Source organism: uncultured Brachyspira sp. (assembly GCF_949287625.1).
Taxonomy (GTDB): Bacteria; Spirochaetota; Brachyspiria; order Brachyspirales; family Brachyspiraceae; genus Brachyspira.
Window position 1 is genome coordinate 59,219 of record NZ_CASEGO010000001.1, and the last position, 12,711, is coordinate 71,929.

The window sequence follows — 12,711 nt, forward strand, 5'->3', positions numbered from 1 at the left end:
ATTAATGAAATTCAAAATATTTGGATTAGATATTAATATAAATAAATATAATGATAAGCCTTTATTAATAGATAATAATACAGATAGATTGAATAATCCTTACAATTATTATTTAACTGATATAGTACAAACAATATTTAACGGCGATACATTTCCGGGCTCATTTGGAATTACTAAAGATTATACTTTTGTAGATTATTATACTTTAAGAAAAAGAAGCGTACAATTATTTAAAGAAAATCCCTATGCCAGAGGTATTTTAAGAAGAATATTAAGAAATGAAATAAATAAAGGTTTAACTTTAGAGGCTAATCCTTTAACTATGTATACAAAAATGATGGAAGAAGAAACCGTTTTATGGAGTCAGAAAGCTGAATTAGATTTTAATATATGGGCAGAAAATCCTAAATTATGCGATTATTATAATCAAAAAACTTTCGGACAATTACAGTTAGATGTAAGACAAACTGCATTAATAAGCGGAGATTGTTTGGTAGTTTTGAGAATATCTCCTAAAACTAAAATGCCTTATATTCAATTAATAGATGGTAGTCATGTAAGAACACCTTTAGGATATACACCTAGAAAAGGAAATAAAATACTTCATGGCATAGAGTTTGATAACTTAGGAAGACAAGTAGCATATTATATTTCAAATAATTATAATGACAATCTTTTAGAATATAAAAGAATACCAGCTTATGGAGAGAAATCTGGAAGAAGATTAGCATGGCTTGTATATGGTACAGATAAATTATTAGATGACTGCCGGGGCGAACCAATACTTTCTAATATTTTATATATGATGAAAGATTTAGACAGATATAAAGATTCAGAAATGCGTGCAGCTGTTATTAATGCTATGCTTCCATTATTCATAAAAAAAGCTGAAAAAGGATTAGGTTCAGCACCTTATCAGCATGGAGCTATAAAGAAAACAGATATTATAATAAATGATAAAGAAGAAAGCAGAAAGTTTAATATAACAGATAATTTGCCGGGTATGGTATTAGATGAATTAAAATACGGAGAAGAGCCTGTTAGTTTTAATACAGTTAGACCAAATGTTAACTTTGGAATATTTCAGGAAACTATATTAAATACTATTTCTTGGAGTTTGGAAATACCGCCTGAAATAGTAAGATTATATTTTCAGAATAATTTTTCAGCTTCAAGACAGGCCAATAATGAATTTAATGTTTATCTTCAGGCAAGAAATTATCAATTTTCAAAAGAGTTTTTACAGCCAATATATAATGAAAAAGTAATATCAAGCATATTAAACGGTAAATTAGAAGCTAAAAATTTATTAAAAGCAATAATGGAAAATGATATAGAAACTATTTATTCTTGGACCAATGCAAGCTGGAGCAGTATATCAAGACCAAGCGTAGATATACAAAAAGATGTATCAGCAGCAGCAACTGCTATAGAATACGGCATAGGTTCAAGAGATTTTTGGAATAAAAGAATAGTAGGAAAATCTTTCCAAGAAGTTATGAGAATATTAAAAAAAGAAAAAGATGTAATGGATAAAATGGGACTTAGTTTTAAAGATATAGAAGATTCTTCAGGCAAACCTATAAATAATATAAATGATATAGAAGATAAAGAACTATAATAAAAAGGAGCAAACTGATGAATATATATAAATGTATTTATTCAGTTTTAATTATTATATGAAAGATTACAGTCAAGCATTTATAAATACCAATGGAGAAGAATTTCCAAATACAAAAGCAGTAGATGCTAATAGTCCGGGAGCCACAAACGGGACAGAAATAATAGCAGATTTACTTAATGATAATTGGGGATTTTCTCAGGCATTATTAAAAACAGCCTCTATCAGTCCAAATGGAGAAGATGAAAGTGCAGATAATTCTCAGAAATTAGAGGCAATAATGAAATTAATAAATTCTCATATAGAATTAAATGATGATACAGGTTATCAATTAAAAAGATATCAAAGGCATCTTGTTATAGATATAAACGAAAATGTTCATAATATTAATTTAACTGCAGAAAACAATATAAACTATATAAGCAATATATTAATAATAAATAATACTGACCATAATGTATATATACAATATGGTACAGACTTTTTTATTTTATTTGAAAAAAGTTCAACTGAATTTATATATATAGATAGTAAATTTAAATTAATAAGAGGTGAAGGAATGGGAAAACAAGAAATTATAGATTTATTACATCCAATAGGATCAACATACATACAATTTGCTGAAGATAATGGAACTTTTGATGCAAGCAAATCTCCAGAAAAACTTTTTGGAGGTACTTGGCAATTAAAATATAACACTGAAAGTGTGTTTTTTAGAACAGAAGGTTCATTATCGGAAGAAGGTCGTTCTAATGGTATTCAGGGTGATGCTGTTAGAAATATTTATGGAACGTTCCCGTTTATGTCTTGGTCTAGTGATGGACAACCATATCAAAGCGGGTTTTTTAAAATATCTGTTGTAAATTCTGAGGGTCCAGTTACAACATATACAAATACGCTTCCTTATCCCAAGTGGGTAAACTCACGAGCAGAAATTATTTTTAATAATTCAGGTATACCTATATCAAATAATGAAATCAGAAGTAAAAATAGAAAAATACGAGTTTATAAAAGAATTGCATAAAATAAAGCCCTATAAAATATGAAATTATCAATTTATAGGGCTTTTTTATACCAAATTAGGCATTTAATAAAATATCAGATTTAGGATTTAATTCTTTTATTTCTATCCTTTTATTATTTAACATATCTAATTGTGTTTTTTGTTCTTCTGTTAAAAGACCTTGATTTGATAAATTACTTAAAACACTGTCCAAAAGTTCTGCTCTGGCTCCATCTAAATTAGTTCGATATTGCATTTGTCTTATTTGAATTATATAATTATCATATTCTTCCTGAGTTATAAGATTTTCTCTTAATTTTTCTTCCATAGATTTTTCTGTTATGTACTTTGTACCATCTTCAGATATTTCTATTTTTTGAGTAGACTCTAATTCTTCAATGCCTAATTCTATTAATTTAATTAAATCCTTTTGTATGTTTTTATCAAGTTTATATATTTGTCCGTTTCTTATTTCTTCATCTTTTTCTAAAACTAATATTTTATTTTCAATTTGTTCTTCTATACTCATTACAGAACCATCATTCTTAATAGCTCTAATATCTTTTACGCCCATATTTTGAACATTATCAAAGACCTTATATTCATCATTATCACCAATAAAACCTTGATTTTTTAGCTTTTTTAGTGCTATTTCAATATTTTCATCAGTAGAAATAATCTCTTTTACCTTATTATTGTTAAAAATTACTATATTCATATATAATACTCCTATAAAAATTAAGCTATTCTTTTATATATTCTAATTTTTCTATTTTTCGTACGATTTTCCAAACCAGTTGGAACTACTTTACTAGCATCTAAATTGATTCCACCTGTGGAAGGACTAAATGGTTCAATTATCGTTTTGTGTGCATTTTCGACGTTTTTATTCCAATATAATGCTCCCCAAGAATTATTTATTGAACCTGAGCCTGTGTCATATACCCAAGTTAAAGATCCATGAATATTTCTAATAGCATCACCCTGAATACCACTAGAACGACCTTCTTCCGATAATGAACCGAATGTTAACAAAAAATTAAAATATTCAATAGACCTTACTAAATATTAGCACAGTTTAATTTCAATTCAAGATACAATTTAATATTACTAAAAAATATATAAACTAATATATTATAAAATAGTATTATTAAAAAATAAATTTAGCTTGACTTTTACAAGGATTTCTTTATATATATTATCAATATAATAATTTTAAAGGAGAATATAATGGCAACATATACAATAACAAATAATAATCTTGAAGGTTATGGTTTTGCTGATATTCCAATTAAGAATGATATTGATTTAGAAATAAGATTAAAAAATATTACTCCAAATATTTTAAGATATAAAGGTATTATAACAAATAATAAAGCTCAATTTGAAAATGAAATAAAATCTATATTCAAAGACGTTGATTTTAAAGATATTATAATATCTGATGACAATAATAAATTAACAATAAAATCATATAATTTTTCATATAGTTATTCAGAAAAAGAGGAATTATAAATAAAACTATTAAATGTAATTATTAAAAAATTAAAATGGTAGAAATTTTGATCTTAATAAATTTCTACCATTTTTTATTAGTAATTATATCATCTCAAAAAACAAACTATATTGCATTAAAATATTTCTAATTTATATTAATAAAATATATTCGGAGTTTGTAATATGATAAAAGAATATTTAATTAAATTAGAAATTAATCTTGAATGGCTTCCATATTTAGAAAAATGTTTTAGTAAATACTCTATTACTGATGAATATGATATAAAAATGTTTTTAGCACAAACCAGTCATGAAAGTAAGAATTTTACCGTATTAAAAGAAAGTTTTAAATATTCTCCTAAAAGACTTTTAGAAGTTTTTCCGTCTAAAGTAAAAACATTAGAAAATGCTGAAAATATATGTTCTCAAGGCTGGAAATCTATAGCAGAATTAGTTTACGGCAATAGAAAAGATTTAGGCAATATAAATGCAGGAGACGGATATAAATTCATAGGCAGAGGTATAATTCAGCTTACAGGAAGAAACAATTATAGTAAATATTCAAAATTGACAGGTTTAGATTTAATTAACAATCCTGATTTATTATTAGAAAAAGATGCAGCTTCAGAAGCGGCATGCTGCTATTATAAAAATAGAGGCTTAATTGGAATAAGAGATATTAAAGAAATTACTAAAAAGATTAACGGCGGATATAACGGGCTTCAGGATAGGATAAGACGTTTTGAATTAATCAAAGATATTTAAGGATTTTTATTATATGCCAAGAACAACTATAAGTGATTTAGATAAAAGAACAGCTAGTATATGTCATAGAATAGGAATAAATGAAGACGGCAGTTCAAACGGCAATGGTTTAATTAATACTATGAAAGAAATTAAAGAACAATTAGATTCTCATGAAAAATATTTAGATAATCTATCAGAGGATATGGTAAAAATAGATTATAGATTAGAAAAATTAGAAAGTTTGGCTAAAGTAAATAATGAAGAACAGCAAAAAATTATTAATGAAATGAAAGAGATTAAAAAAAATATAGATGATAGTATTACAAGTACAAAAATAAAAAAAGCTGCAAATTTTATATTGCTTTTGGCAGGAGTGCTTACAGCATTGGGTACTATATTAGGTACAATATATTTTTTTACCAATCATTTCATAGGAAAGTAACATGAAAAAATTATTTGGTTTTTTAGATTCTAAAGGCTTGGGTAAAAAAACAAGCTGGTTTACAAGTGTAGGAGCTTTTGCTTTTGGAATTATTATGACAAGTTTCATAATGATAACTCAAAAAAGATTTCCTAACTATAATGAATCTATTGCAATAGTTATAGTAATGTGGGGAGCAAGTTTAGTTACAGGAACAACTGATTTGAGCATTATTATAAATAATTTCTTTAAGGCAAAATATAATTACAAAGAAAATTATAAAGAAAATGACAGTAATAATCAGCATAATAATTAATTTTTTTAAGAAAAAACTATTAAGTTTTTTGAAATCAAAATATTTTATATATTTTTTAATTACAGGAATTATATTTGGATATATAAGTTTTTTGAATTATACAATAAAAACCAAAGATAAAAAAATAAAATCTTTAGAAAAAGAAATATATACAGCAAAAATAGAAATATCAAATATAACTGCTTTAAAAAATATAAACTTTGAAAAAAGACAGATATACATAAATGAAACTTTTAAAAACAGCAGTAATTTAATAAATGAAATAGAAAATAAAAATCTTACAAAAAATGAATTAAGAGCTTTGAATACAAGCATAGAAAATTATTATAAAATAGCAAGCAATAAAAAATAATATAAGGCCGTTAATTATGAATAAAATATTTATATTTATCTTAACTTTATTCCTGATGGGCTGCCAATCTACAAAATATATAACTATACCGTTATCTAATCCACCTGCCTTCTATTATCCTAATACAAATATGATCACACAAAAAGATTTAATAAAAGAATATCAAAACAGCTTGAAAAAAATATCAGAATGGCAGGAATGGTATAAAATAAATACATCTTCAAATTATTTTTATAATAAATAAAAATGCCTAAAAATGCTATCTATATTGCAATCTTTTTACACCGTTTTATATTATAAACATACTTCAATAAACTAGATATGAATTTATTTATACCTAGTTGATAAAGTAGTAACCATTAAATATTGAACAACAATAAAGGAATAAGAACTTGGCAAGCTGGCAAATTTATTTTACGGCTTGACAAGTTCGAGCATAATAATAATGAACAAAATATCTATATCTGGAATAATAGGCTGGGATTTTACTTCAAAAGATTTTAGAAATCTTACTCAAAATATGAATGGAGATTTAGAAATAGAAATTACATCTCCGGGCGGATTTGTATTTTCAGGTATAGAAATACATAATCTAATAAAGGAATACTCAAATAATAAAGGTAAAGTTACTATTAAAATAATAGGCTTATGTGCTTCTATAGCTTCATATATAGCTATGGCAGGCGATAAAATCATAAGTTACGATAATGCTGTATTTATGATTCATAATGTAAGCATTTCTACAAGCGGAGATTACAGAGAACTTAATAAACAAGCAAAAGAAATAGAAGCATTAACAAATATAATAGCAAAAGCATATTCTAAAAAATTAAATATAGATATTAATGAAATAAGAAAACTGATGGACAATGAAACATTTTATTATGGCGAGGAAATATTAGGCTTTTCAGATGAAGTTGTCAGTAATGGAAATGGAGAAGTTTCTAATAAGGAAGAAGCATATATATTGGCCAAAAATAGAATATATTCCTGCATAAATAAAATGTCAGAAAGCAACAAGGCTAAAGATGACTTGAAAAAAGCGGTTGCTTTTCTAGCTCTTGCAGTAAATACAGATGATGAAAATAATGATTTAAATAACAGCAGTAATAATATCACAAAAACAGCAGAGTTCATTAATACATCAGAAAATAATAACATAAAAAAAGAGGATAAGAAAATTATGGATTTACAGGAATTAAAAGAACAGCAGCCAGAATTATATAAAACAGTGTTCAATCTTGGAATAGAACATGAAAGGAAAAGAGTAATGGCTCATATAAAATTAGGAAAGGCAAGCAATCTTATAGATAAATCCATTTCCTATATAGAAAACGGAGCCTCTATTAGTGATGATGAAGTTTTAGCAGAGTATCATAGTGCTCAGCTTAGTAAAAATATACTTAATATGCATATAGAGGAAAATCCTGAAAATACTAATATGCTTTCAGAAGAAGATAAAGATAAGGCATTAGAAGAACAATACTTGAAAGAGTTAAACAAATATAATCCTAAAAGATAAGGAGTATATGAATGAGTAATATCAACGAAGAAAAAATATCATACGATGGAGTAATAAGAAATGTATTAAAAAGCGAAACAGCTTTAGTTACTCTTGAAGCTTCAAGCCCTATTAAAAAAGGCACTATATTAATGAGAAACGGCGACAAATACAAACCTTATGAAACAGGTTCAAGCGATCCAGTAGGCATAGCTTTAAATGATGTAGAAGAAACAGAAGCAGGCGATTATCCTGTAGGAGTAATGCTTTCTGGAAGTGCTGATATAAACAGAGTAATTTTAAAAGGTCAAGAAGCAGGAGCTGGAATCACAACAGAAATAAAAGACAAATTAAGAATGTATTCTATATATTTAGAAAGTTACATAGAGATAGGAAAGTAATAATTTTTAAATATTATAGAAGTGAATATAAAAAGCGAGCTAAAGCTAACAGTTATAAGCTGAGGCGAGTATAGCAGCAATAGGAGTTTACATGCCAAATATTAGAGAGGCTTTTTTAAAGTCATATAAAGAAAGACAAGTTCTTAATCCTTTTTTAAGTAAATGGTTTAAGACAACACCAAGAGATATAGTAAGTGCTGGGAAAGTAAAAATAGATATAATGAGAAGTTCTTCAAAAGTAGCAACAGTTGTTACTGCTTTATCAGAACATTCTGCAAAACTAATAAGAACAGAATATACAGAAAAAGAGTTCACTCCGCCTAAAGTAGCCATAGGATTTGATATAACAGCAGAAGATATAGATACAAAAGTATTTGGGTTAGATCCTTATGCATCTGCAAATGTTCCATATATAGCAGATTTACAGTCAAGAATAATGGATAAAATGCGTGAAGGCGAATTGGCAATAGCAAGAAATATAGAATATCAGGCTTCTCAAATATTCCAAACTGGAAAATTAACATTGCAAGATGATAAAGGAAACAATGTTTATGAGATAGATTATAAGCCTAAAGCAAGCCATATAGTTACAGTATCGACTGCTTGGTCTGATTATACTAATTCAGATCCTGACAAAGATATATCCAATCTTTATAAAGAAATATTAAAAGATGGAAAAACAAGAGCTGTAAATATTATATTCGGATCTAATGCTTGGGAGAATTATTGCAATAACTCCAAAGTAAAAGACAAATTGAATCTTAGAAATGCTAATGTAGGAATAGTAGATCCTAAATATTTATATGATGATGCTGATTATTTAGGTGAGCTTCTTATAGGTACTAATAGATTTAGATGTTACTGTTATGAAGGATATTATACAAATGCAAGCGGAAAAGATGTTAATTTCCTTGATCCTGATAAAGTTATAATGATACCTGATTCAGAAAGTATTAATTGTGATTTCAGAAAAGTATACTGCACATCATCTACTATAACTGGAGTAGATCCTCGCTTAGAAAGTATAATACCTAGTTATATGAATCTTGAAAACAGAGCATACACAATAAGAGCTTGGCTTAATGAACCAGCTGATAGTTTATCTGCTGAAATATCTACAAGACCGCTTTTAATTCCTGTTTCACTAGATAGTTTCGGATGCATAAAAACAACAGTATGATTTTATTGAACTAAGGAGTGTTAAATGAGATATAGGATATGTAAAGGTAAAGCAATTTCTACTAGGAAAGGTATTATAAATGAGCTTGAAGAAATAGATGAAAGTTTATTAGACGGAAATGCAGAAAAATTGCTGAATGCTAAAATTATAGAGAAAATAGAAGAAGATAAAAAAGATGATAATACAGAAACAAGCAGTCAGCAAGAAAATAATACTATTTCAGAAGAAGAAAGTAAAGAAAAGAAATACTCTAAAAATATGGGAGCTAAAAGAAATTGAATCTGCTAGAGCAAGCTAAAAAAGATTTAAGATTTACATTAGAAGATATTAATAATGGTTTTGGTACAGAGTTCCAATTTAATGACGGTACAAAAATAGAATCTATTATATGCAATGTTTCTGATATAGGATTTTTTTTAGATACTAATACTATGGCTGGAGTATCTTCAAGACAGGTAGAAATTACATGCTGTATAGAAACTTTGAAAAATAAAGGTTTTGCCTATCCTTCTAAAAATTGGATTCTAAGCTATATAAATACTAATAATGAAGAATTTTATTTCTCAATAAAGCAGATAAGACCGGACAGAACTTTAGGTATATATAATTTAGTTCTTGAAATTATGAAAATTGATAAAATACCTATAAAAGAATAAATGAAGCATAACAATTAATATGAATGCAATAATAAATAAACTAATTGATAAGAAAGATACTTTTGAAATTATACGTTTAAAGATAGCTAGTATATTAAAATATGAGCTTGAAAATCAAAAGAAACTAGCCAAAAAACAAGGAAAAGATGATAACAAATATAATATAGATATTTATGTAGAAAGAATAAATCCTTGGCTAATTTATTCTAATGAAATAAACGGCGATGAAAAAGGTGCTTTGCCATTAGTTAATATTACATTTGAAAGCGATAATCTCACACAGTCAGGAAGTATGAATATTGTAAGACAAAAATCGCAGGGTACTTTTTATATAGATTGTTATGCTTTTAAAAATAAGAGTTTTGATGAAAATGCAGATGAGGCTTCAAGCAAAGAGGCTGACAGAATATCCACTATAATAAGAAATATATTAATGTATAGCGGATATTTATGTTTAGGTTTAGAAGGTTTAGTAGTAAGACGTTATATCACAAAAAGAGAAAAATTGACTCAAAATAGTGATTCTAATTCTTCAGAAAGCGTAGCAGTTTGCAGATTAACATTAATTGTTGATTATGCTGAACATTCTTTTGAAGAAGATCCTGTAGTATTGGAAAGCATAATAGGTGAATGTTTATTAAATGATACAGGCAAAGTGATATTTAATGCTAATTATATAAGTAAGCCAACAACTGATACTAATATGTAGGCGAACATAACAATATAATAGAAGGTAAATAATACTTAATACAAATTATATAAGTGAGCCGAAACCATCAGCATAATTTATTATGCTGATACTAATAGATGTAGGCGAACATAACAATAATAGGAGATATTTATATGAGTGTAGATGTTAGTGCTTTATCCAGAGTTTTAGGTATAGATGTAACACCTCGTAATTTTAATGTAGGAAGTGCTGTGTTTTTACCTCAAAGAATAGCAATTATAGGACAGGGAAATTCAAATGCACAATATACATTAGATAAATATTTAGTAACAACTTTAGGAGATGTAGCAGAAAAATACGGATATGGTTCTCCTATACATCTTGCATGCAGAATGCTTTTTCCTACAAATAATGACGGTATAGGCGGTATTCCAGTAACTATATACCCTCTTACAGACAAAGAAAGTTCAGCAGCTGCTAATGGAGAAATAACAGTAACAGGAAATGCAGCAGAACAAAAATCTGTAAAAATATATATAGGAGGAATAGCTTGTCAATTTTTAGTATCTAAAGGAGATAATGCAGATTCTGTATTAACAAAGATAAAAACTTCTATAGATAGTGTATTAGAAATGCCTGTAACTACTGGAGAAATATCTGATTCTAAACTTCCTATTATTGCTAAATGGAAAGGAGAAAGCGGTAATCAAATAAGTATAGATATAAGCGAAGCAATAGTTAAAGGACTTACTTTTTCAATTACTAAATTTTCTAATGGTGCTTTAAATCCTGATGTAGATACTGCATTAAATAAAATAGGAGAAGTATGGGAAACATTCATATTAAATCTTTTAAATTATGATGATGAAGATACATTATCTAAATATAGAAACTTTGGTGAAGGAAGATGGAATAATTTAATTAGAAAGCCTTGTTTAGTAGCAAATGGCTGTACAGATGATTTTAATACTAGAACAGCTATTACTAATGGAGATGCTCAAATAACAGATAGAATAAACTTTTTAATTACAAGTGTAGGAAGCAGAGAATTACCTTTCTGCATAGCGGCAAGAGGATTAGCAAAAGATATTGTTAGTACGGCAAATAATAATCCTCCTCAAAATTATAAAGGATATTTAACTCAGCTTGAAGCTGGAAAAGATGAAGAACAGGAAGATTATACAGTAAGAAATAATGCAGTTAAATTAGGAAGCTCTACAAATATTAAAGTAGGAAATACAGCTGTATTAAATGATATAGTTACATTTTATCACCCTGCTAATGATGATATAGGAGTTTATAAATATGTTTGTGATTTAGTAAAAATTATGAACGTATTATTTAACTGTGAATTAATATTTGCAAGTGATGAATGGAAAGGTGCTCCACTATTGCCTGATTCAGCTGTAACAGAAAATCCTACAGCCAAACAGCCTAAGAATGCTAAGGCTGCTTTAATGACATTGGCTGACAGTTTGGAGAAAAATGCAATTATTAGTGATAAAGAGTTCACAAAAGCAAATATAACAGCATCTATAGATAAACAAAATCCTAAAAGAATTAATTGGACATTTCCAGTAAAAATATCTGGCAATGTTGAAATAATAAGCGGAGATATATATGTAGGAGTATATTTAGAAAAATAATAATAGATAGAACAATTTTTATTAGCAACAATAAAAACGAGCCGACCGAGTAGGTACCCTTTGGGTAAGCCAGCAAATAAAATTATTTATTTGATGATTATAGGCTGAGGCAAGTATAAAAATAATAAAAGAACGAGCCGAGGCCAGCAAATAAATTTATTTATTTGATGATTATAGGTTGAGGCGAGTATAACAATAATAAAAAATAATATTTTTAATATTAAAAAGATAATGATAAAAATTGTGAGCATCTGGCAAGTTTACTTGACAGACTAGTTAAAGCGAACAATTTTTATTAGCAAAAATAGGAGGAAATATGGCAGGAGTTGGCGGACCTATTAAAGGAATATATATTGATGGCAGAAACTTCGGAGTAGATGGAGAAGTTGATGCTCAATTCTTTCCGGGAGGTTTTACTAATGAAGTTAAACCTAATGGAGATGGTACTCAAAGACTTGTAAAATCAATAAAACCTTCTGAATTGAATGATATACCTATAGTTATAGATGACAGCAGAGGCGATGAAGAATTTTTACAAAATGTAATGAACAAACATGAGTTTGTACAAATATCATTTACTACTATAAACGGAGATGTATTCAGCGGTTTAGGACAAATAGTCGGAGATGCTTATACTTCTAAAAAAGAACAAACAAAAACAGTAAGTTTTCAGGGAACATTTGAAAAACAAGGATAATTT

The 12,711-nt window shown here is 27.4% G+C and carries 18 protein-coding genes; 16 read left to right on the top strand and 2 right to left on the bottom strand.

Annotated elements, in window-relative coordinates; genetic code table 11:
* The first annotated feature begins 4 nt into the window (after positions 1-4).
* Both Q1X91_RS00345 and Q1X91_RS00350 read left to right on the top strand, forming a co-directional pair.
* Complete coding sequence (locus Q1X91_RS00345) at positions 5-1,621, top strand: phage portal protein (protein ID WP_300752236.1); 1,617 nt, start codon at positions 5-7, stop codon at positions 1,619-1,621.
* 58 nt (positions 1,622-1,679) lie between these two features.
* The gene (locus Q1X91_RS00350) at positions 1,680-2,645 is read left to right on the top strand and encodes a hypothetical protein (RefSeq protein WP_300752238.1); all 966 of its coding nucleotides are present in this window, start codon (positions 1,680-1,682) and stop codon (positions 2,643-2,645) included.
* A gap of 55 nt (positions 2,646-2,700) precedes the next feature.
* Here the strand turns inward: Q1X91_RS00350 and Q1X91_RS00355 are convergent, their stop codons facing one another.
* Complete coding sequence (locus Q1X91_RS00355) at positions 2,701-3,342, bottom strand: phage tail protein (RefSeq protein ID WP_300752240.1); 642 nt, start codon at positions 3,340-3,342, stop codon at positions 2,701-2,703.
* Between the two features lie 20 nt (positions 3,343-3,362).
* Positions 3,363-3,659 (bottom strand): hypothetical protein, encoded by a 297-nt coding sequence (locus Q1X91_RS00360; protein WP_300752242.1) that lies wholly within the window; start codon positions 3,657-3,659, stop codon positions 3,363-3,365.
* A 195-nt stretch (positions 3,660-3,854) separates the two neighbouring features.
* Here Q1X91_RS00360 and Q1X91_RS00365 point away from each other — a divergent pair, with 195 nt between their 5' ends.
* The 14 genes from Q1X91_RS00365 to Q1X91_RS00430 all read left to right on the top strand — a co-directional run bounded on the left by Q1X91_RS00365 (position 3,855) and on the right by Q1X91_RS00430 (position 12,708).
* Complete coding sequence (locus Q1X91_RS00365; protein WP_300752244.1) at positions 3,855-4,139, top strand: hypothetical protein; 285 nt, start codon at positions 3,855-3,857, stop codon at positions 4,137-4,139.
* 165 nt (positions 4,140-4,304) lie between these two features.
* On the top strand, positions 4,305-4,886 hold the full coding sequence (locus Q1X91_RS00370) for a glycoside hydrolase family 19 protein (protein WP_300752246.1): 582 nt from the start codon (positions 4,305-4,307) through the stop codon (positions 4,884-4,886).
* Between the two features lie 13 nt (positions 4,887-4,899).
* Positions 4,900-5,310: a hypothetical protein gene (locus tag Q1X91_RS00375; protein WP_300752249.1), complete on the top strand. Its 411-nt coding sequence runs from the start codon at positions 4,900-4,902 to the stop codon at positions 5,308-5,310.
* Between the two features lies 1 nt (position 5,311).
* On the top strand, positions 5,312-5,605 hold the full coding sequence (locus Q1X91_RS00380) for a hypothetical protein (protein WP_297285438.1): 294 nt from the start codon (positions 5,312-5,314) through the stop codon (positions 5,603-5,605).
* A gap of 91 nt (positions 5,606-5,696) precedes the next feature.
* Complete coding sequence (locus Q1X91_RS00385) at positions 5,697-5,957, top strand: hypothetical protein (RefSeq protein ID WP_300752254.1); 261 nt, start codon at positions 5,697-5,699, stop codon at positions 5,955-5,957.
* Positions 5,958-5,973: 16 nt separating this feature from the next.
* Entirely contained in the window at positions 5,974-6,201 is a 228-nt protein-coding gene (locus tag Q1X91_RS00390; protein WP_300752257.1) for a hypothetical protein, read from the top strand.
* A gap of 201 nt (positions 6,202-6,402) precedes the next feature.
* Positions 6,403-7,479, top strand: coding sequence for a head maturation protease, ClpP-related (locus tag Q1X91_RS00395; RefSeq protein WP_300752259.1), 1,077 nt, complete (start codon positions 6,403-6,405; stop codon positions 7,477-7,479).
* A gap of 11 nt (positions 7,480-7,490) precedes the next feature.
* The gene (locus Q1X91_RS00400) at positions 7,491-7,859 is read left to right on the top strand and encodes a hypothetical protein (RefSeq protein ID WP_297298577.1); all 369 of its coding nucleotides are present in this window, start codon (positions 7,491-7,493) and stop codon (positions 7,857-7,859) included.
* 91 nt (positions 7,860-7,950) lie between these two features.
* Positions 7,951-9,039, top strand: coding sequence for a major capsid protein (locus Q1X91_RS00405; RefSeq protein WP_300752261.1), 1,089 nt, complete (start codon positions 7,951-7,953; stop codon positions 9,037-9,039).
* 24 nt (positions 9,040-9,063) lie between these two features.
* Positions 9,064-9,318, top strand: coding sequence for a hypothetical protein (locus Q1X91_RS00410; RefSeq protein ID WP_300752263.1), 255 nt, complete (start codon positions 9,064-9,066; stop codon positions 9,316-9,318).
* Positions 9,315-9,695: a hypothetical protein gene (locus Q1X91_RS00415; RefSeq protein WP_300752267.1), complete on the top strand. Its 381-nt coding sequence runs from the start codon at positions 9,315-9,317 to the stop codon at positions 9,693-9,695. Before Q1X91_RS00410 ends, Q1X91_RS00415 begins: the two co-directional genes overlap by 4 nt.
* A gap of 19 nt (positions 9,696-9,714) precedes the next feature.
* Positions 9,715-10,404, top strand: a complete 690-nt coding sequence (locus Q1X91_RS00420) for a hypothetical protein (RefSeq protein WP_300752269.1) — start codon at positions 9,715-9,717, stop codon at positions 10,402-10,404.
* A gap of 134 nt (positions 10,405-10,538) precedes the next feature.
* Positions 10,539-12,011, top strand: coding sequence for a phage tail protein (locus Q1X91_RS00425; protein WP_300752271.1), 1,473 nt, complete (start codon positions 10,539-10,541; stop codon positions 12,009-12,011).
* Between the two features lie 316 nt (positions 12,012-12,327).
* Positions 12,328-12,708: a hypothetical protein gene (locus Q1X91_RS00430; RefSeq protein WP_020003535.1), complete on the top strand. Its 381-nt coding sequence runs from the start codon at positions 12,328-12,330 to the stop codon at positions 12,706-12,708.
* Positions 12,709-12,711: the final 3 nt, after the last annotated feature.

What these genes read in the sequence shown, in the direction of transcription:
- Q1X91_RS00400 (WP_297298577.1), top strand. Translation starts at nt 7,491, where the DNA reads ATGAGTAATATCAACGAAGAAAAAATATCATACGATGGAGTAATAAGA.
- Q1X91_RS00390 (WP_300752257.1), top strand. Translation starts at nt 5,974, where the DNA reads ATGAATAAAATATTTATATTTATCTTAACTTTATTCCTGATGGGCTGC.
- Q1X91_RS00425 (WP_300752271.1), top strand. Translation starts at nt 10,539, where the DNA reads ATGAGTGTAGATGTTAGTGCTTTATCCAGAGTTTTAGGTATAGATGTA.
- Q1X91_RS00355 (WP_300752240.1), bottom strand. Translation starts at nt 3,342, where the DNA reads ATGAATATAGTAATTTTTAACAATAATAAGGTAAAAGAGATTATTTCT.
- Q1X91_RS00420 (WP_300752269.1), top strand. Translation starts at nt 9,715, where the DNA reads ATGAATGCAATAATAAATAAACTAATTGATAAGAAAGATACTTTTGAA.
- Q1X91_RS00430 (WP_020003535.1), top strand. Translation starts at nt 12,328, where the DNA reads ATGGCAGGAGTTGGCGGACCTATTAAAGGAATATATATTGATGGCAGA.
- Q1X91_RS00380 (WP_297285438.1), top strand. Translation starts at nt 5,312, where the DNA reads ATGAAAAAATTATTTGGTTTTTTAGATTCTAAAGGCTTGGGTAAAAAA.
- Q1X91_RS00350 (WP_300752238.1), top strand. Translation starts at nt 1,680, where the DNA reads ATGAAAGATTACAGTCAAGCATTTATAAATACCAATGGAGAAGAATTT.
- Q1X91_RS00395 (WP_300752259.1), top strand. Translation starts at nt 6,403, where the DNA reads ATGAACAAAATATCTATATCTGGAATAATAGGCTGGGATTTTACTTCA.
- Q1X91_RS00345 (WP_300752236.1), top strand. Translation starts at nt 5, where the DNA reads ATGAAATTCAAAATATTTGGATTAGATATTAATATAAATAAATATAAT.
- Q1X91_RS00410 (WP_300752263.1), top strand. Translation starts at nt 9,064, where the DNA reads ATGAGATATAGGATATGTAAAGGTAAAGCAATTTCTACTAGGAAAGGT.
- Q1X91_RS00405 (WP_300752261.1), top strand. Translation starts at nt 7,951, where the DNA reads ATGCCAAATATTAGAGAGGCTTTTTTAAAGTCATATAAAGAAAGACAA.
- Q1X91_RS00370 (WP_300752246.1), top strand. Translation starts at nt 4,305, where the DNA reads ATGATAAAAGAATATTTAATTAAATTAGAAATTAATCTTGAATGGCTT.
- Q1X91_RS00375 (WP_300752249.1), top strand. Translation starts at nt 4,900, where the DNA reads ATGCCAAGAACAACTATAAGTGATTTAGATAAAAGAACAGCTAGTATA.
- Q1X91_RS00365 (WP_300752244.1), top strand. Translation starts at nt 3,855, where the DNA reads ATGGCAACATATACAATAACAAATAATAATCTTGAAGGTTATGGTTTT.